Consider the following 18770-nt stretch of genomic DNA (forward strand, 5'->3'; position numbering starts at 1 on the left):
ATTATAATTACGCGATATAACGTTCAAACATGTTATATCGCGTAGCTATTAAAAGAGAATAATAATGAAGAACCTTTGGCTTTTCTTGGTTAGATACAATGCCTTTTTCTGGTTTATTCTTTTTTTTGTTGCTTCACTTTTACTGGTTGTTCAAAATAACAGATACCAAAGATCTTCTTTCATTAACTCTTCAAATGTTGTTGTAGGTTCATTCTATGATAAACTCAATTCATGGAAAAGTTACTTGGCTCTTGAAGAAACCAACAAGAACTTGGCTTTAGAAAATTCTCAACTACGCCAACAACTTCAAAATTACATCTTAACAGATACCTTAGATTCGGTTCGCATCGTTGATTCCATTGAGATGAACAGATATCATTTTACCATGGCAGAAGTGGTAAATAACAGTATTCATCAAAAAAGCAATTTCATTACTATCAATAAAGGTTCATTGGCAGGAATACAGAAAGGCCTCGGCGTAATCACTTCAAATGGAGTCGTAGGAATAGTATTGAATGTTTCGCAACATTTCAGTACGATCCAATCGTTGTTGCACCCTGACACCAGGATTTCTGTGACTTTGGATACTACGAACGTGTTTGGTTCTTTGGTTTGGGGTAATACTTCAAATCCGCAATTTGCTATTGTTAAGGATATCCCTAATCATGTAAAAGTTCAGAAAGGCCAAAAAGTCTATACCTCCGGGTTCTCTTTATTTCCAAAAGGAATAGAAATCGGAGCAGTGGAGGAAACAGGTATTAGTTCTGGGGGTTCATTCTTGGATGTTAAGATTAAACTGAGAACAAACTTTAGCAACTTGAATCATGTATATGTTGTGAAAGATTTATTGGAAGACGAAAAAAATCAATTGGAAGCAGTAACGGAGGATAATGATGGGTAGATTAATTATTTTCAATGTCCTTCGATTTGTGGTTTTGATTGCCATGCAGGTTGTATTGTTCAAAAATATTGGATATTACAATTTGGCGACCCCATTTCCCTATATCCTGATTATCTTTTTGTTGCCTATCGGTACACCTAACTTTATATTGTACATTTTAGCATTTTTAACTGGTTTAACGGTTGATGCATTTTACGATTCAATCGGGGTGCATGCTGCAGCTTGTGTTGCCTTGGCATGGTACAGGATTTTCTTCCATAGGATTACTTTGGACGTTGATGTTCAAGATTCCTTTGAAACTCCTTCATTAGGTAACATGGGTTCGAAATGGTTTATTTCTTACATTTCTATTGGGACTTTGATTCATCACATTGTTCTCCTACACGTGGAATATTTTAGTTTCTCAAACTATTTAAGCACACTGTTAAGCATCTTACTAAGCAGTATTTTTACTATCTTGTTAATCATATTGATTAGTATACTTATTTATAAAAGAAAATCTCGCTTATTAAGTAATTAATAATTACGGTCTTATTCACATGAACAATAGTTACTTCAACCGTAAGTTCGTTATACAAGGAATTTTTATTGCTATTGCATTAGTTATTGTGGCACGGCTATTTTATATCCAAGTCATTGATGACAAGTATTTGTTGTCAGCGAACAATAACGTTATGCGTAAGAAAATCATCTACCCTGCTCGCGGTGTTATCCTCGATCGGAATGGAAAAGTATTGGTTCAGAATGAGCCGGTATATGATATTATGGTGACGCCCCGTGAAGTGAAGGATCTCGATACGCTTCTATTGTGTGATTTGCTTGGAATTGATACGATTGATTTCAATTTGCGGATGAAAAAAGCGAAAGCTCATTCTCCATACCGTGCTTCACAATTTATGAAGCAGGTATCGTCTACTGTTTACGCCAAATTTCAAGAACATCTGTATAAGTTCAGGGGATTTTATCCATTAAACCGTACAGTTAGAAGTTACCCGGATAGTATTGCTGCTCAATTTTTGGGCTACATCCAAGAGGTAAATGACCGCGACATTGAAAAATCAAATGGTTTCTACCGACCTGGTGATTATATCGGAGCTTCTGGAGTTGAGCGTGCCTACGAGGATCTATTGAGGGGGAAAAGAGGTGTGCAGAATCAAATGGTTGATGCGTTAAACCGACCACAAGGTAGCTTTATGGAAGGCAAGTATGATACCTTGGCGGTAACTGGAGATGGATTGGTTTCATCTTTGGACAAGGACCTTCAGATTCTTGCTGAGAAGTTAATGAAGAATAAGCTGGGATCAGTGGTGGCCATAGAGCCTTCAACTGGTGAGATCCTAAGTTTTGTAAGCAGTCCGTCCTACAATCCAAATATGATGGTAGGCCGAGAATTGGGAAACAATTATATGAAGTTGCTGAATGACGAAACGAAACCTATGTTTATACGTCCAATCCAAGCTTCATATCCTCCTGGTTCAGTTTTTAAGGTTGTCGCAGCACTTACAGCCCAGCAAGCTGGAGTTATCAATGACCAGACTGTTTTTTATTGTCCTGGAGGATACCGATATGGAGGAGGGCGAGCCATCATGCGTTGTACCCACGTAGACGGTGCAACAGGCTTAGTGAAATCCATCAAGATGTCATGCAACACTTATTACGGGTATGTATATGCTAAGATGATAGACTCCAGAGGGATGAGTGGTCCAAAGGCTTATGATTTATGGAAAGAGTCATTAGGTAAATTCGGATTGGGACATAAGTTGGGCATTGACCTTCCCGGTGAAAAACCCGGACTGGTTCCAACATCCGATTTCTATACCAAACGATATGGCAGTGGAAACTGGCGTTCAAGTTTCAACATTTCATTGTCCATTGGCCAAGGTGAATTAGGAATTACGCCATTACAGATGGCTAACATAATGGCTATTGTAGCCAATAGAGGGTTTTATTACCGTCCTCATTTAATTAAAGGGATTGGCGAGAAACAAATCATAAAAGAGGAGTTTACTGAGAAAATCTTTGCGGGTGTTGATGCTAAATATTACGAACCAGTCATTGAAGGGATGAGCCAAGCGGTTAATCAAGGTGGTACAGGTGCTGCTTCGCGGATTGCAGGAATTGAAATGTGCGGAAAAACAGGAACCGTTCAGAACCCTCATGGCGAGAACCATGCTGTATTTTTCGCTTTTGCGCCGAGGGAAAACCCAAAAATCGCAATTGCTGTATTCGTTGAAAATGCAGGTTACGGTGGTACTTGGGCAGCTCCTATCGCGAGTATGATGGTAGAAAAATATTTAAAGGACACTATTTCATTGCCAAAATATATTCAAGATAGGATTTATAATGGGAACTTGCTTCCAAAACCAAAGGTCAAGAAGGAAGAAACGATCAAAAAAGACAGTACAAAGAATACAAAAACAAAGGTTGAAACAGTGAGAACTGCAGCAGTAAATCCTAAAAAGAGACAGGAATCAGGAACTTTAGTACACCATAGTCAAATCAGGAGAAACCATGAATAGTCTTCAAAAGAAAAGTTTTTTTGGAAGGATAGACTGGTTGACCATTGGCTTGTGGTTGGCATTGTGCTTGATTGGCTGGTTCAATATTCATGCAGCAGTTTATGACCCTGAAAACCCAGGTCTTTTCAACCTTGCAACAAACTATGGGAAACAATCTATCTATATTTTTACAGCCTTGATCATTGGGATCTGTATTTTGATTATCGATTCCCGTTTTTTCATATCTTCAGCTCCTATCATCTATATTGTAGTCATTCTGTTGTTGATTGCCGTTTTGGTGGTCGGTAGAAATGTTGGTGGAAATCAAGCCTGGATTCCGTTAGGAAGTTTTAGGCTGCAGCCTTCAGAGTTTGGTAAACTTGCGACCTGTCTTTTGTTGGCTTATTACCTCAGTAATCAAACCAATAAAAACCCGAACATGAAGACCTTGTTTGTGGGGATTTGCATTGTCTTATTTCCTGTAGCATTAGTTATGTTACAACCAGATACTGGATCCGCGTTGGCATTCTTTTCATTGGTTTTCGTGTTCTATAGAGAGGGTTATGTCAGTACAGGTTTATTGATAATCGGTGGTTTAGCCATATTCCTATTTGTATTGGCCCTCTTGGTCAACCAATGGATCTTGATAGGTTGTTTAGCTCTGATCTGTGGATTCTTCGCATTTATGATGCGCAAGAAACGCAAGAATTTGATCAATATGGCTATTCTGTTCGTCGTTTCCAGCGTATATGTATTATCTGTTGATTTTGCTTATGAACAAATCTTACAACCTCACCAGAGAAACCGGATTGATATCATCCTAGGAAAAATGGATGACCCGAAGGGGCAAGGATATAATCTTAATCAATCCATGATTGCTATTGGTTCAGGTCAATTATTTGGAAAAGGTTACCTCCAGGGAACCCAAACCAAATACAACTTTGTCCCTGAACAAAGTACAGATTTTATTTTCTGTACAGTAGGTGAAGAATGGGGATTTGTAGGTTCTGTTATATTGATTGCTATTTACGTTGCTTTGTTGGTTCGTATCGTCAATATTGCCGAAAGGCAAAGAACTGCATTTGCTAGAATCTACGCGTATGGGGTTGCTTCAATTCTATTTTTTCACTTCTTTATTAATATAGGGATGACCATTGGTATAGTGCCTGTAATAGGTATACCTTTACCTTTTATCAGTTATGGAGGTTCTTCCTTATGGTCTTTTACCATTTTATTATTTATCCTATTGAGATTTGACTCCGCTAGGAAAGGAACTGCCATCAGTCAGGGTTTCTAGTTTTCGAAAGCTTTTAAATCCTATCTAGAATTAATTTGATTGCATTATCAACAATCTGCTGCGGATTTTTGCTGAATGCTTCATTGACACGACTTGCCAAAATCGCATTGATTGAGATTGCATGATGTCCAAACATATTGCTTAGGGCATAAATCCCTGCAGTTTCCATTTCAAGATTAGTGATGTTTCTTCCAGAAATTTCAAAGCTATTTGCATTCTTGATCAGGTCTGGGTATATATTTTGGGATCTTACATTTCTACCTTGGGGTCCATAAAAGCCTGGCGCGGTCATTGTAACACCTTTGGGAAGGTCGAAAGCAAACTTTTCCATTAATTTTTGAGAAGCTCTTCCCACATAAGGTTTAAAGCTTAGTCCTTCAAAATGATTTATTACGGCCTCTTGCAACTGCACTTCAGGTTCGGTGTAAGGTTTACGGTAGTATTGCATGAGCGTATCAAAACCAATAGCATACTCAGAAGCTAAGATTGTACCCATGGAAATATTTCCTTGAATGGATCCAGAAGTTCCTATTCTAATGATATCCAAAGATTTTATTTCTTGTTTTAAGCTTTTGGTATTAAAATCAACATTGACCAAAGCATCCAATTCATTCAGGACAATATCAATATTATCGGTTCCAATTCCAGTTGAAATAACAGTAATCCTCTTTCCTCGTAAAGTTCCAGTATGAGTTATAAACTCACGCCGTCCTTTTTTTATTTCGATATCATCGAAGTATTTCGAAACTTCAGGTACCCTGTCAGGATCTCCAACGAAAATAATGGTATCAGCAATGTCAGTAGGCAATAAATTCAGATGGTAAATACTTCCATCTGCGTTAATAATAAGTTCAGAATCGTTAATCATATGGTCCGTAAGTAATTGATCGTCAGCCCCTCAATTTTATCCATTCTCCCGATCACTTCATTTACCTGTAATTTACGGATTTCAAAGGTAATTTTACACTTCGTATCAAAATCTTGACTTAAGACAATGACCTCAGTTTCTTTGATTATACGCATGACATCATTCATTTGAATATAATCAAATGTGACTTCATACACATCATTCACTGTTTTTTCTACAATTTCTGAAATTTGCAATGCTTCTTGTGTAGCAGACTTATAGGCATTGATCAATCCTGGGACCCCAAGCAGCGTACCACCAAAATACCTTACTACAACCACCATGATATTAGTGACATCCATCGACAGCAACACATTTAAGATAGGACGTCCTGCTGTTCCCGAAGGCTCGCCATCATCATTAACTCTGAATACCGTACGGTCTGGGGTCAACCGATACGCCCAGCAATGATGCCTTGCTTTTGGATGCATTGATTTGAGCTCAGCAATGATTTCTTTTACCTTATTCTCGTCCTTAAATGGGTATGCATAAGCGATAAACTTACTTCCCTTATCCCGAAAAATCCCTTCAGAAGGTTCGTCAATAGTCTTATATATATCTTCAAATAAACTCACAGAAATGCAATTAATAATACTGAAATAATAGCCAAAAGTACCCCTATTTTATTGTATTTGCTAAGTTTCTCCTTAAATAAGAAGACTCCAGCCAGTGCTCCAACAGCTATTACGCCTATATTCATTCCTGTGAAAACCAAAGAAGGGCTGTCAGGTAGAGCGCGATGAGCCTTCATATAAAACACGATATTTCCAAAATTAAACACGCCCAATATTGCTCCAAATAATAAAGCCTTCACATCAAAACTTTCTTTTCTTATAAACAGTAAATAACAAAGAAATAGCAAAGCAAAGCCTAATGCTAATGTAAACACGATCCAAAGAGAGGACATATAACTTATCTCTGGATGCTGTGCGATATGTTTAAAGATAATATCAATTATTCCCATGCCAATAAACACCAGCATTGGAAATATCCAAAAGTTCTTTCCATTATTCTGATTATTTTTATTCCAACCAATTGAAAAAACTATGGCTACCAACCCCACTCCTATTCCCAAAAATTTCTCTGTTGCCATTTTTTCACCCATCCATAGGTAAGCAGCGATCAATGGAATGAACAAAGACAAGCGTTGTGCGACCTCGGTCTTTACTATACCGCTGAAGCGAATGGATAATGCGATACATATAAATATAAAAGGCAAAAGAAATCCGAGAGGGAGATATAAATGCCAAGGTAGATCAGATGTCCATTGGACCAATTCAGGTTTTAATATGATATAGGTTAGAAGGAGTGCGATGGGGTAATTCCAAACTAGCAATTGAAGATAATTAACCCCGAGTTGCCTGGCGAACTTAATTATGATGGCAACTGTGACCGAGCACAAAACGGATATGAGAATATATAACATTTAAATTTATTCTTCTGAAATGGTACAAATATATCTTTTTAAAGCATGGATAGTAAATCATTATTGAATGAATTAAAACCAAATCAACAAATTAAAACATGAATATCATGTAATTTTAACCTCAAAAAACATTAATTATATTAATTTTTTATACAGATTTTAACAGTTATTTTATTCATTTTTTTAGATCATTTTTTAATGATTTTTTATCATTATTTTTATTCGATAAATCAAATTAAAATGTATTTAAATACGTTAAACGCACTTTACATAAATATTAACACGTTTTTAATAGCATTTTTTTATTAAAAAAATGGCTGTTTTTACCATCGTTTTTTGGCTATTTTTTAACTAATTTTTATACATTTTATTAACTTCTTTTATAATATTTTTTAAAAAAATTTTGCACTTAATTAAAGAAGTTCTATATTTGACAACAAATAAACGGGAAATGAACAAACAATATACATATACCAACTTTTGGTTCTTTTATTTTAGAGATAAGAGCTGGGACTAGTATATAGTATATATAAGATATAAAGGGGTCCCAGCTGCAAAGTTTGGGACCTTTTTTTGTGAATTAAAGAACGCATATAAAAACAATGAGTGAGAAAATAAAAATTGCCATCCAAGGAGTTAAGGCTTCCTTTCATGAAGAAGCGGCTTACAAATATTTCGGCAGGGATATCGAAACGCTTGAATGCTCTTCATTCAAGAAGACTTGCGAATTATTGAAACAAGGGAAAGCAGACTTCGTTGTAATGGCAATTGAGAACTCAATTGCAGGAAGTATTCTGCCTAATTACAATTTGTTGAGAGATTATAGATTTCATATTATCGGCGAAGTACATCTGAACATTCAACAGCACCTACTCGCATTGCCTGGGGTTAAGATCTCCGACATTCAGTTTGTAGAATCACACCCTATCGCGATCAGACAATGTGATGAATTCTTGAGCGACCATCCTGAATGGATTATCAAGGAGGGTATGGATACCGCTGCTTGTGCTAAGAAAATTCATGAAGAAAAGCTTACCAACACTGCCGCAATTGCGAGTGAAGCAGCAGCAAAATTATATGGATTGGAAATTCTAGAGAAAAGAATTGAAACCAATAAAAAGAATTCTACACGGTTTTTAATTCTGTCGAATGAATTAGAGGAACAAAAGAATGCAAACAAAGCTTCCTTGTCATTCCAGACTTCGCATGCCATTGGTGCATTAGCCACAGTTTTACAATGTTTTGCTGAACAAAATGTAAACCTGAGTAAAATCCAGTCTATGCCTGTTGTAGGTCGTAGAAATGAATATGACTTTTATGTTGATGTAGAGTGGAAAAAACAAGCAGATTACGACGCTGCCATCAGAAAAGTATTAAAACATACCGTGAACTTCAGTATCATGGGTGAATACGTGAAAAACGAAAAGATCTAAATCAAAATAATTAATAAGTAAATAATCAAAAAAAAATACAATGAAACATTCATTAGACATTCTCCCTTTAAAATCTTGGTTAGATACAGGAGATAAACCTTTAATCATTGCCGGACCATGTAGTGCTGAAACTGAAGAGCAATTGGTTTCTACTGCACATTTATTAGCCAACACTGGAAAAGTGAATGTTTTACGTGCTGGGATTTGGAAACCACGCACACGTCCAGGGGAATTCGAAGGTATTGGCAGCATCGGATTAGAATGGTTGAAAAGAGCAAAAGAAGAAACTGGATTATTGACTGCGACAGAAGTAGCGACAGCTAAACACGTAGAGGAGGCTTTGGCTGCTGGCGTTGATATTTTATGGGTAGGTGCTCGTTCAACAGCAAACCCTTTTACAGTACAGGAAATTGCTGACGCATTGCAAGGTGTAGATGTTCCAGTATTGATCAAAAACCCAGTAAACCCAGATTTATCATTGTGGTTAGGCGCATTAGAAAGAGTAAACAGAGCTGGTATTAAGAAATTAGGTGCCATCCATAGAGGTTTCTCATCATTCGAAAAAACTGCTTTCCGTAATGAACCAATGTGGGATATCGCTATTCAATTAAAGGCAATTGCTCCTGAATTACCTATTATCAATGACCCTAGTCATATCTGTGGTAACCGTGAGTTGATTCCATATATTACACAAAAAGCGATGGATATGGATATGCAAGGATTGATTATTGAATCTCACATTGATCCATCTGTTGCTTGGACTGATGCTAAACAGCAAGTAACTCCAGCAGCATTGGCAGATCTATTGGATAGTGTTTCAGTTCGTAAGCCAGAGTCTAACAACCCTGTTTTTGAAGATAAATTAGCGGAGTTACGCAGTCAGATTGACAAATTGGATGACCAGATCATCAAACAAATTGCTGACCGCATGAAGATTGCTGAGAAAATTGGTGAGGTTAAGAGAGATAACAACGTTACAATTCTTCAGATCAACCGTTGGGATGATTTAGTTAAGAAACGCATCCAATTGGCAAACGCGCTTAACTTAAGTGAAGAGTTTACATCAAAATATTTGGAATTGGTTCACAACGAATCTATTCGTAAGCAAAACGAGGTTATGAACACTAAACCGGTTGCGGAGGCTTAATAATGTCAGCGAAAAGCTTAATTTTAACCCACCCTTCGCAAGAAATTAAAGGCACGGTACAGCTTACAGGCTCCAAATCTGAGAGCAACCGTGCTCTTATCATCCAAGCATTAAGTAAAGGAACTGTTAAAGTCGAAAATCTTTCAGAAGCAGCCGACACTGTTACATTGAAAGCTGCCCTAGAAAAAGCACAAAATACTTCAACAGACCTAAAAACTATAGATATTGGCCCAGCGGGAACGGCTATGCGTTTCCTGACATCATATCTTAATTTGATCAAAGGAAACTTTGTTCTTACCGGAACAGAGCGTATGCAACAAAGACCAATAGGTATTTTGGTTGATGCATTGAAAGATTTAGGTGCCGATATTCATTATGAAAACAAATCAGGATACCCTCCCATCAAAATTGAAGGTGGAATGATTCAGGGAAAGGACAAGATTTCAATCCAAGGTAATATTAGCAGTCAATATATATCATCCCTCCTATTGATTGCCTCTTCATTGAAAAAAGGACTTACTTTGGATATCCAAGGAGAACTAACTTCCCGTCCCTATGTCACTATGACCTTGGAAATGCTTAAAGAATGTGGTATTGCTTATAATTTTAAACAAAACAGCATCCATATTGCTAAGCAACCCTTTCAAGAGTCTGTAATTTATGTTGAACCGGACTGGAGTGCCGCATCCTATTGGTATTCGATTGTAGCATTATCAAAGAATGGACATATCGTATTGCCAGGTTTAAAACAGCATAGTTTACAAGGGGATATGGAAATCGTGGAGATTATGACCCATTTCGGTGTAGAATCGAGTTTTGAATCTGACGGATTGCATTTGAAAAAAGTAGGTTTAAATTCCGAAAAAACATTATTTGATTTCAAAGAATGTCCTGATTTGGCACAAACTGTCGTTGTTGTAGCTTCGGCGTTGAAGAAGGATGTATCTTTCACGGGTTTGGAAACCTTGAAAATCAAAGAAACAGATAGGATTTTAGCACTACAAACAGAAATAGCAAAATTCGGAGCGGAATTAGTTGCCGACGGAGAAACTTATCATCTGAAGACAGAGAATGTGTCAGATCCAAGGAATCTTACTATTTCTACTTACGAGGACCACAGAATGGCTATGGCATTTGCACCTTTAGCTTTAGTCTTCCAGCAGGTTATTATAGAAGAACCTGAAGTGGTTGAAAAATCTTACCCGATGTTTTGGGATCATTTGCAACAGCAAGGTTTTTCTATCTCAGAAAAATAATATTATTATTCAGGCAAGCTAAGCATATTTAGTATCAATTTTTATATATTTACGGGCACTATAGAATTATGGCAGGAAATACTTTTGGAGATTTATTTAGGATAAGCACTTTCGGGGAATCACATGGAAAGGCAATTGGGGTGATTATTGATGGTTGCCCTGCATTGATTGACATTGACGAAGAATTCATTCAATCAGAGCTTGACAAACGCCGCCCTGGACAATCCAAAATAACGACCCAAAGAAAAGAAAGTGATACTGCCCAAATTCTTTCCGGAACATTCGAAGGTAAGTCGACGGGGACACCAATCGCTATCGTTATTCCTAACGAAGACCAACGATCCAAGGACTATTCCCATATTCAAGATAAATTCAGACCTTCTCATGCTGATTACACGTACCAAAGCAAGTACGGAATCCGTGATTACCGTGGTGGTGGCAGGTCTTCAGCACGCGAGACAGCAGCAAGAGTAGCTGCTGGAGCAATTGCTAAATTATTTTTGAAGAAACACGGGATTGAGATTTTTGCTCACGTGTCTGCAGTAGGTCAAATCGAGGCACCAAATTTAAACTTGAATGATCTCAACGCATTATTGGAAACTCGCGAGAGCAACATTGTGAGATGTGCTGATCCGGCGAGTGCTGCAGAAATGGAAGATTTCATCAATCAAGTTAGAAAAAATGGAGATACTGTTGGTGGTGTCATTTCCACTGTAATCAGAAACACTCCTGTTGGATTGGGCGAACCGGTATTCGACAAGCTTCACGCTGACCTTGCAAAAGCGATGATGAGCATCAATGCGGTGCATGGCTTTGAATATGGATCCGGATTCGAAGGCTCCAAAATGTTGGGCTCTGAACACAATGATATTTTCGTCAATCAAGACGACAAAATAAAAACAATAACCAATTTTTCAGGAGGTATTCAAGGTGGAATCTCCAATGGAATGGACATAACTTTCCGTACAGCATTTAAACCTGTAGCTACGATCATGCGTGACCAAAGCACAATAAATGAAGAAGGAAATGAAACTACCATTTCTGGGAAAGGACGCCATGACCCATGTGTCGTACCTCGTGCTGTAATTATCGTAGAAGCTATGGCTGCATTAGTGATAGCTGATCATTTTCTAAAATATAAGGCCTATTTAAAGGATGCAGAATAGCAATTATATTCTTTCATGTGATATTGGAGGGACACATATCACATCGGCAATCGTTGAGAAGGATTCCTGGAAAATTCTTGACGAAACCATTACGCGCTCGCATGTAAATTCATTGGAAAATGCTAAATCGATTTTTCTTGACTGGACCAATAACATGAAAGCCTGCCTTGAAAAAACCGATATTTCGATTAAAAAGATCGGAATCGCTGCCCCGGGACCATTCGATTATGACAAAGGAATTGCCCTAATGAAGGGTCAATCCAAATATGACAGCATCTATAATATGCAGGTCACTGAACCTATTTTGGACGGCCTAGGCAATACAGATCTTACAATATTGTATATCAACGATGCTGCTGCTTTTCTACAGGGTGAAGTGTTTGGTTGTGGTCTGGAGAACAATGAGCGGATCTTGGGAATCACATTGGGGACAGGATTGGGCAGTGCCGTTTGGAACCAAGGTGAAAAAGCTTTTGATGCCGATTTATGGAATACTCCTTATAAGGATTCCATCTATGAAGAGTATTTAGTGACTCGTTGGTTTGTAAAAAGATTTGAGGAATTAACTGGTTTCAAGGAAAGTGGCCTCAGGGAAATCTTAGAAAAACATGGCGAAACAGAAGAAGTAGACCAATTACTTTCGGAATATCAAGAGAACTTATTGAGTTTTATTAAGTTCTTCAGCAAGGAATATGATTGCAAAATTTTAGTTATTGGCGGTAATATCGTCAAGGCTTGGGACAGAATCTTCCCTGAAAAATCACCACTTAAAGAGTTTGAAATTCTAATTGGAAAGTATCAGGAGCATGCGGCTATCATAGGTGCAGCTGCCTTGTTTTCAAATGGAATTTAATATTCAGGAACATATCCTCCTTAAAAAATAGGAGGATATGTTGTTGGATTACTATCTGACATGATTTGGTAGGCAGTTTCTACCACATCATCAACAGCTGGCTTAGTGAAATAATCACCATCAGAACCATAAGGAGGTCTATGAGCCTTGGCTGTTAAAGTTTTGGGTTGACCATCCAAATAATAGTATCCACCTTGTTTCTCTAATATTTCATGTGTGATAAAAGCGGATGCTCCACCTGGAAAATCCTCATCTACTACCAATAATTTATTTGTCTTCTTCAGAGATTCAACAGAGATTTGATCTCTGTCAAAAGGTTGCAGACATTGAGCATCGATTATTTCTATGCTTACGCCTAATTTTTCCAGTTCTAATGCTGCCTCTTGCACAATTCTCAAGGTTGATCCGTATGACACTACTGTCAGGTCTGAACCTTCGCGGATTTTCTCTGCTTTGCCGATAGGTACTGTGAATTCTCCAATATTTAGTGGCATTTTTTCTTTTAACCTATACCCATTCAGACATTCTACCACTAATGCGGGTTCATCAGATTTCAAGAGGGTATTGTACATTCCTGCAGCTTGGGTCATATTACGGGGAACACAAATATGCATTCCACGAAGTCCACCTAACAGCACTGACATAGGAGACCCTGAATGCCAGATACCTTCCAAGCGGTGTCCTCTGGTCCTTACGATCAATGGTGCTCTCTGTCTTCCTTTTGTTCTATAACTTAAGCTTGCAAGATCATCACTCAATACAGGCATTGCATAGATCAAGTAGTCCAAATACTGTATTTCAGCTATTGGCCTAAAACCTCTTATTGCCAGTCCAATTCCTTTGCCTATAATTGCGGATTCGCGGATCCCTGTATCGAAGATACGTTGATTTCCGAATTCATCCTGAAGGCCAGCGAATCCTTGATTTACATCTCCTATTTTACCTACATCTTCCCCGAATGCCAGCAATCTTGCATCCTTGTCAAAATTTGCCTTAAAACAAGCGTTCAGCACTTCACGGCCATCTACAATAGCTGAGTTCTGGTCATATTCAGCAGGTATAGTCTCAACTGCCAAAGGTGAGTATTTAGTATCAACGAACAGTTTGTCGTTGAATCTATTATGATTAACTTTTAATTTTTCTTGGAACCAAGAGATCAATTCATCTTTTCCTAAAACATCGACTCCCCTCAGCTCTCTGATAACCCTTCTAACATTGACATATACTTCTTTTAATGAAGGTTCTGTAGTAGACAATAGGGTTTTCAGGGGGATCTCAGCAGCATGATGGTTTACGCCTTCCAATTTAGCGATCGCTTCTTCAAGATCAACTTGTAATGTTTTTCTATAATCTGACCATGCTCTTTTCTGTTCTTTTCTTACATAATCCTTAGCTTCTGAATCGATTGCTGAAAGCTCTTCTTCTGTTGCCATTCCAGATTCGATCAACCAATCCCTCATTCTCTTATTACAGTCAAATTCTGTTTCCCATTCCAGTCTCTCATCCGTTTTATAACGTTCATGGGAACCTGAAGTTGAGTGCCCTTGGGGCTGGGTCATTTCTACAACATGCACTAAGCAAGGTTTACCATTGTTTCGGGCAAAATCAGCTGCTTTTTCATAAACTTCACATAAGCCTGCATAATCCCAACCTTTAACTCTAAATATTTCAAAGCCAGGTCCGGCTTCATCTTCTTGAAATCCACGTAAGACAGCTGAAATATCTCCTTTTGTAGTTTGTATATCATTAGGAACGGAGATTCCATATCCATCATCCCATATTGAGATAACTACAGGGAGTTGCTTCACTCCTGCTGCATTTACAGTTTCCCAAAAAACACCTTCTGATGTTGCCGCATTTCCTATAGTACAGAATACGACTTCGTTGCCATCCTTTGTAAATTTGTCTTTATGCGAAAGATTAGGGTTATTTTTATAGAGTTTTGATGCCAGTCCAAGTCCCAGAATTCGGGACATTTGGCCACCAGTTGTAGAAATATCTGAAAAGCAGTTTACTTGAGCTGTTTGATCCATCCACTCCCCCTGTTCATCAATCAGTGGAGTTGCGAAATGAGCCACCATCTGCCTACCTCCGGATGATGGTTCAGCATCTAAATCTGGGTTGGCATATAGTTGAGAGAAGAAATTATAGATGCTAGTAATACCTAGGGCAAATGCTAGAGTTTGGTCCCTATAGTATCCGGACCGCCAATCACCAGGTTTGAAAACCTTTGATAAAGCAATTTGCGCTAATTCTTTTCCGTCTCCAAATATTCCAAACTTTGCTTTACCGGTTAGGACTTCTTTCCTTCCTAGTAAACTTACAAATCGGCTCTCAGTGGCTAGTTTATAATCTTCGATGAGTACCTGGCGGAATTCCTCGTAGCTAATTTTTGATGTATTATATTGCACTGCTCGTGTCGTGTTTAATTCTGACATTAAAGTGGTTCCTTTTTTAACAAAAATAAGAAAATAAACGACTTTATCCCTTTCTGTTGAGGTTTAAATGAGATGTATTTTTAATTAAACCCTATACATTAAGACAATAATCCTTACTTTTAGCCGTATTTTCAAAGGACTTATGAGTAACATACATTTTTTTGATGCGAATTCAGGATCCGGAAACTTAGGCGATCTTGAGAAAACACTTGTCATTAACAATCTACTAACCATTCCATTAGAGAAAAGGGACAATGAATGGGTTGCAGAATTCATCGATAACATTGCGGAAGCGAACTTAGCTGTTGCGGAGCCTGAAATCATTATGAGTAATGAAGGGTTTCCATATTTCAATTTGAGATCTGTAGAATCTGGGGAGAACTTCCAGGCGTATGTCATCAAAAACAAATTGCCAGTTTTATTGCAGAATGGTTTTGGAGTTGCCTTAAATACGAGGAAGGAAAATCCGGATTGGATGTTCAGCTATGGTGATTTATTGAATTATGCTGTTCGCAAAGAATTCTATACCGATGATCATCATTTTGCTAGGAACAACCAGGATTTTGTGATTGGCAGCGATGAGGAAATCTTGGTTGGTCAACCATCCGAGGAAATTCTTCCAGGTTATGCCCGTCAACAGATTCGGGAATTCTTGCAATATTCGGGTGTAAAAAATCCGATGGTTATGTTGATAGCCAGGAACTACAATGACGAGGAGAATGTTACTCAAGATTTAGTTTTTAATATCACTCCTCGGAACTTTTCAAACGAAAAAGAATACCAAGCAGCGATGAATACAGTTTCATGGTTCTTGCCTAAGCACTATTCATTAGTAGGTATGGATGCTGAAACTATGGGTTCTGGGTTCCAACCGCTATAATTTAAAATATATTGGCCAGGTTAAAACATTTCCTGGCTATTTATATATTGTTCACAATCAAAATTCACAATTTTCTACATTTTCATGATCCGTTGATTCGGATCTGTCCTATATATATAATTATGTTTTTATTTAATGTCAGGGTTTACGGAATTCTACTTAATTCAAATAACGAGGTTCTTATTAGCGATGAGCGAACGGAGAATGTTTCGTTTACGAAATTCCCGGGCGGAGGTTTAGAATACGGAGAAGGTCTGATTGAGGCTTTAAAACGGGAATATTTAGAAGAGACGGGTATGGATGTTGAAGTTACAAAACATATTTACACGACGGATTTTTACGAAAAATCGAGTTTTAACGAGAGTCAAATCATTTCAATTTACTATCAAGTTGAGCAAAAGAACGACATTGTATTAAACATTAGGACAAAATCTTTCGACTTTACTGAAAAATCACTAGAAGGAAAGTTACAAGCTTTTAGATTAATTCCTTTAAATGAGCTTAAAGAAAATGACCTAACATTTAAAACTGATAGGGTTGCATGGGTTGAATTTTTAAAAAGTTTAGATAAAATTCAATTATAATATAAATGTTGCAACTTTTATTTGATTTTATAATAAAAGGTTTTTACTTTTACAGTGGGTCTTGGAAATAGACTGTAGTCTATTCTAAAATCCATGTTTTGAAAACACCTAGTTCTATAGGGTTTTATTAATAGTTAGTGTGATTTTAAGGCGATACTCCCCGTATCGCCTTATTTATTTTTAGGATGGAAGATTATCCATACTTATTTCTCAAATCACAAAATTAATCGATATCATACCGCCAATTCCTGATGTTCGTTACAAAAATCGTTAAGCTTACCTGTAATCGATAAAAATTTCTATTTTAACTTTTCTTTTAAGAATGCTTTGTAATTATTGAGGTCAATGTGCCTGATTTGGGGATCAGGAAAATCTTGCCATTGCAGCAAAACTATAATGGGATTGATAGAATATTGAGTTGGGATAGATCACATCTATCCCAACTCAAAAAGTACTATCTTAATAAATAAGCCAACAAAATCACGATTGCACCTCCGATGATAATAATCCACTTATTTACGGTTCCTCCATGTGCACCTTCTTGGCTCTTATACTTATAATCTCTTTTAAACTTATTCTCTTCCATGATTTCCTCCTTCTTTACTATATGATGCTAATTATATACAATTTACATAAAATTATTCATGATGATAAGGTTCTCCCCTCATAATCGTATACGCACGGTATATCTGTTCTACAAAAAACAACCTTACCATTTGATGAGAGAACGTCATTCTAGACAGAGAGATCTTTGAATTAGCACGTTGATAAACGCTGTCATCGAAGCCATATGGCCCTCCAATCATAAAAACTAGGTGGGTAACACTTGATATCATCTGTTTCTCTAGGAAATTAGAGAATTCAACCGAAGAATACTCCTTCCCTCTTTCATCCAATAAGATTATGTAATCCTGATTGCTGATATTCTTCAACAAATACTGTGCTTCCTTTTCCTTTTGTTGATTCTCTGATAGGTTTTTTGAATTCTTGATATCAGGAATGGTTACAATCTGAAAATTGACATAATGTTTCAATCTCTTGGTATAAATTTCAATTCCTTTGACGATATGTTGATCATCCGTTTTACCGATACAGATCAATGTAATTTTCATAAGCACAATCTTTGAAACGCAAAAATAATATTTATAGTCTTTTTATTTGCTGTCTTCGTTTAATAACTGCTCGTTATGCATCAAATAAAATGCTTTCCAATGAAATGCATTGAATGGAGTTCCAATCAGCGGTAGATCCTATTATATATGAAGAAAGCCTTTGATCGATGACCAAAGGCTTTCTATATTTAGAAAAGTGTAATTCTTATTTGTTTGCTACTAAAGTAATATCGAAGTTGATTTCTTTAGAGATCAAATCATCAGATTTACCTTCGTAAGTAACACCCCAGTCAGCTCTAGTGATGTTAAAGTTTGCAGTTGCTTTTACAGTCGCATCGGTAGCTTCAAGAACTTTAGCATCGAAAGTAATGTTTTTGCTCACACCTTTGACAACTAGGTTACCAGAGATTGTAAGGTCGTTTTCAGTTGCACCTGGTTTTACCTCAGTAACAGTGAATGATGCTTCAGGGTGAGTTGCTACTCCGAAGAAATCATCTGCTTTTAAGTGACCGTCCAATTTCTCTTTGAATTCACCTTCCAAGTCAGTTGAGCTGATTGTAGTCATATCAAGAACAACATTAGCACCTGTTAATTTACCATTATCAACAGTAACAGTACCGTTTTTAATGTTTACTGTACCAGTGTGTTTACCAGTAACTTTTGTACCTGTCCATACTACTTTTGATGCTGTAGTATCTACATTGTAAGTAGTTCCAGCTACTTCTGTTTGAGAAACTTCAACTGAATCAGATGTTTCAGCTTTTTTACCTTCAGGGTTTCCAGCACATGATGCTAGTACTAATGCTGCAATTGCAGATAATAATGTGATTTTTTTCATTTGTTTGTTTGAACAATTAATTTCAACACAAAAA

General features: G+C 37.3%; 18 protein-coding genes. 11 read left to right on the top strand and 7 right to left on the bottom strand.

Annotation, left to right across the window (positions count from 1 at the left end):
• The first annotated feature begins 64 nt into the window (after window positions 1-64).
• Genes mreC through rodA form a run of 4 tightly spaced genes read left to right on the top strand, consistent with a single transcriptional unit; the run spans window position 65 to window position 4696 of the window.
• Complete coding sequence (gene mreC / locus CRT24_RS13130; protein ID WP_099371677.1) at window positions 65-901, top strand: rod shape-determining protein MreC; 837 nt, start codon at window positions 65-67, stop codon at window positions 899-901.
• Entirely contained in the window at window positions 891-1421 is a 531-nt protein-coding gene (locus CRT24_RS13135; protein ID WP_232046883.1) for a rod shape-determining protein MreD, read from the top strand. Before mreC ends, CRT24_RS13135 begins: the two co-directional genes overlap by 11 nt.
• A 19-nt stretch (window positions 1422-1440) precedes the next feature.
• Window positions 1441-3420, top strand: coding sequence for a penicillin-binding protein 2 (mrdA, locus tag CRT24_RS13140; RefSeq protein WP_099371679.1), 1980 nt, complete (start codon window positions 1441-1443; stop codon window positions 3418-3420).
• Window positions 3413-4696 carry a rod shape-determining protein RodA gene (gene rodA / locus CRT24_RS13145; RefSeq protein ID WP_099371680.1) on the top strand — a complete coding sequence of 428 codons (1284 nt, stop codon included), beginning with the start codon at window positions 3413-3415 and terminating at the stop codon, window positions 4694-4696. Before mrdA ends, rodA begins: the two co-directional genes overlap by 8 nt.
• 13 nt (window positions 4697-4709) lie before the next feature.
• Here the strand turns inward: rodA and CRT24_RS13150 are convergent, their stop codons facing one another.
• The 3 genes from CRT24_RS13150 to CRT24_RS21270 are packed head-to-tail and all read right to left on the bottom strand — an operon-like array spanning window position 4710 to window position 6696.
• Window positions 4710-5564, bottom strand: a complete 855-nt coding sequence (locus tag CRT24_RS13150) for a nucleoside phosphorylase (protein WP_099371681.1) — start codon at window positions 5562-5564, stop codon at window positions 4710-4712.
• Window positions 5561-6178, bottom strand: coding sequence for a YigZ family protein (locus CRT24_RS13155; RefSeq protein WP_099371682.1), 618 nt, complete (start codon window positions 6176-6178; stop codon window positions 5561-5563). The genes CRT24_RS13150 and CRT24_RS13155 overlap by 4 nt, the downstream gene beginning before the upstream one ends.
• Window positions 6175-6696, bottom strand: a complete 522-nt coding sequence (locus CRT24_RS21270) for an EamA family transporter (RefSeq protein WP_257214043.1) — start codon at window positions 6694-6696, stop codon at window positions 6175-6177. The genes CRT24_RS13155 and CRT24_RS21270 overlap by 4 nt, the downstream gene beginning before the upstream one ends.
• Window positions 6697-7631: 935 nt before the next feature.
• Between CRT24_RS21270 and CRT24_RS13165 the strand changes: the two genes are divergently transcribed.
• From CRT24_RS13165 to CRT24_RS13185, 5 genes are all read left to right on the top strand, one after another.
• Window positions 7632-8462: a prephenate dehydratase gene (locus CRT24_RS13165; RefSeq protein ID WP_099371684.1), complete on the top strand. Its 831-nt coding sequence runs from the start codon at window positions 7632-7634 to the stop codon at window positions 8460-8462.
• 40 nt (window positions 8463-8502) lie between these two features.
• On the top strand, window positions 8503-9609 hold the full coding sequence (locus CRT24_RS13170) for a chorismate mutase (protein ID WP_099371685.1): 1107 nt from the start codon (window positions 8503-8505) through the stop codon (window positions 9607-9609).
• A gap of 2 nt (window positions 9610-9611) precedes the next feature.
• Complete coding sequence (aroA, locus tag CRT24_RS13175) at window positions 9612-10865, top strand: 3-phosphoshikimate 1-carboxyvinyltransferase (protein ID WP_099371686.1); 1254 nt, start codon at window positions 9612-9614, stop codon at window positions 10863-10865.
• 68 nt (window positions 10866-10933) lie between these two features.
• Window positions 10934-12031: a chorismate synthase gene (gene aroC / locus CRT24_RS13180; RefSeq protein WP_099371687.1), complete on the top strand. Its 1098-nt coding sequence runs from the start codon at window positions 10934-10936 to the stop codon at window positions 12029-12031.
• Window positions 12021-12884 carry an ROK family protein gene (locus CRT24_RS13185; RefSeq protein ID WP_099371688.1) on the top strand — a complete coding sequence of 288 codons (864 nt, stop codon included), beginning with the start codon at window positions 12021-12023 and terminating at the stop codon, window positions 12882-12884. The genes aroC and CRT24_RS13185 overlap by 11 nt, the downstream gene beginning before the upstream one ends.
• Window positions 12885-12904: 20 nt before the next feature.
• Here the strand turns inward: CRT24_RS13185 and CRT24_RS13190 are convergent, their stop codons facing one another.
• Window positions 12905-15322 carry a thiamine pyrophosphate-dependent enzyme gene (locus CRT24_RS13190; protein WP_099371689.1) on the bottom strand — a complete coding sequence of 806 codons (2418 nt, stop codon included), beginning with the start codon at window positions 15320-15322 and terminating at the stop codon, window positions 12905-12907.
• A 142-nt stretch (window positions 15323-15464) separates the two neighbouring features.
• On the opposite strand from CRT24_RS13190, the gene CRT24_RS13195 reads away from it, so the two are divergent.
• Both CRT24_RS13195 and CRT24_RS13200 read left to right on the top strand, forming a co-directional pair.
• Window positions 15465-16202: a hypothetical protein gene (locus tag CRT24_RS13195; RefSeq protein WP_099371690.1), complete on the top strand. Its 738-nt coding sequence runs from the start codon at window positions 15465-15467 to the stop codon at window positions 16200-16202.
• Between the two features lie 122 nt (window positions 16203-16324).
• Complete coding sequence (locus CRT24_RS13200) at window positions 16325-16786, top strand: NUDIX domain-containing protein (protein WP_099371691.1); 462 nt, start codon at window positions 16325-16327, stop codon at window positions 16784-16786.
• A 454-nt stretch (window positions 16787-17240) separates the two neighbouring features.
• Here the strand turns inward: CRT24_RS13200 and CRT24_RS21275 are convergent, their stop codons facing one another.
• The 3 genes from CRT24_RS21275 to CRT24_RS13210 form a co-directional block, all read right to left on the bottom strand.
• The gene (locus CRT24_RS21275) at window positions 17241-17372 is read right to left on the bottom strand and encodes a hypothetical protein (protein WP_257214044.1); all 132 of its coding nucleotides are present in this window, start codon (window positions 17370-17372) and stop codon (window positions 17241-17243) included.
• Window positions 17373-17424: 52 nt separating this feature from the next.
• Window positions 17425-17898, bottom strand: coding sequence for a 23S rRNA (pseudouridine(1915)-N(3))-methyltransferase RlmH (gene rlmH / locus CRT24_RS13205; RefSeq protein WP_099371692.1), 474 nt, complete (start codon window positions 17896-17898; stop codon window positions 17425-17427).
• A 205-nt stretch (window positions 17899-18103) separates the two neighbouring features.
• On the bottom strand, window positions 18104-18736 hold the full coding sequence (locus CRT24_RS13210) for a YceI family protein (protein WP_099371693.1): 633 nt from the start codon (window positions 18734-18736) through the stop codon (window positions 18104-18106).
• Window positions 18737-18770 lie beyond the last annotated feature (34 nt).

Source organism: Sphingobacterium sp. 1.A.5 (assembly GCF_002734235.1).
GTDB lineage: Bacteria > Bacteroidota > Bacteroidia > Sphingobacteriales > Sphingobacteriaceae > Sphingobacterium > Sphingobacterium daejeonense.

Excerpts from the sequence above, each read along its gene's own strand:
- mreC (WP_099371677.1), top strand. The coding sequence starts at position 65 with ATGAAGAACCTTTGGCTTTTCTTGGTTAGATACAATGCCTTTTTCTGG.
- CRT24_RS13135 (WP_232046883.1), top strand. The coding sequence starts at position 891 with ATGATGGGTAGATTAATTATTTTCAATGTCCTTCGATTTGTGGTTTTG.
- mrdA (WP_099371679.1), top strand. The coding sequence starts at position 1,441 with ATGAACAATAGTTACTTCAACCGTAAGTTCGTTATACAAGGAATTTTT.
- rodA (WP_099371680.1), top strand. The coding sequence starts at position 3,413 with ATGAATAGTCTTCAAAAGAAAAGTTTTTTTGGAAGGATAGACTGGTTG.
- CRT24_RS13150 (WP_099371681.1), bottom strand. The coding sequence starts at position 5,564 with ATGATTAACGATTCTGAACTTATTATTAACGCAGATGGAAGTATTTAC.
- CRT24_RS21270 (WP_257214043.1), bottom strand. The coding sequence starts at position 6,696 with ATGGCAACAGAGAAATTTTTGGGAATAGGAGTGGGGTTGGTAGCCATA.
- CRT24_RS13165 (WP_099371684.1), top strand. The coding sequence starts at position 7,632 with ATGAGTGAGAAAATAAAAATTGCCATCCAAGGAGTTAAGGCTTCCTTT.
- CRT24_RS13170 (WP_099371685.1), top strand. The coding sequence starts at position 8,503 with ATGAAACATTCATTAGACATTCTCCCTTTAAAATCTTGGTTAGATACA.
- aroA (WP_099371686.1), top strand. The coding sequence starts at position 9,612 with ATGTCAGCGAAAAGCTTAATTTTAACCCACCCTTCGCAAGAAATTAAA.
- aroC (WP_099371687.1), top strand. The coding sequence starts at position 10,934 with ATGGCAGGAAATACTTTTGGAGATTTATTTAGGATAAGCACTTTCGGG.
- CRT24_RS13185 (WP_099371688.1), top strand. The coding sequence starts at position 12,021 with ATGCAGAATAGCAATTATATTCTTTCATGTGATATTGGAGGGACACAT.
- CRT24_RS13190 (WP_099371689.1), bottom strand. The coding sequence starts at position 15,322 with ATGTCAGAATTAAACACGACACGAGCAGTGCAATATAATACATCAAAA.
- CRT24_RS13195 (WP_099371690.1), top strand. The coding sequence starts at position 15,465 with ATGAGTAACATACATTTTTTTGATGCGAATTCAGGATCCGGAAACTTA.
- CRT24_RS13200 (WP_099371691.1), top strand. The coding sequence starts at position 16,325 with ATGTTTTTATTTAATGTCAGGGTTTACGGAATTCTACTTAATTCAAAT.
- CRT24_RS21275 (WP_257214044.1), bottom strand. The coding sequence starts at position 17,372 with ATGGAAGAGAATAAGTTTAAAAGAGATTATAAGTATAAGAGCCAAGAA.
- rlmH (WP_099371692.1), bottom strand. The coding sequence starts at position 17,898 with ATGAAAATTACATTGATCTGTATCGGTAAAACGGATGATCAACATATC.
- CRT24_RS13210 (WP_099371693.1), bottom strand. The coding sequence starts at position 18,736 with ATGAAAAAAATCACATTATTATCTGCAATTGCAGCATTAGTACTAGCA.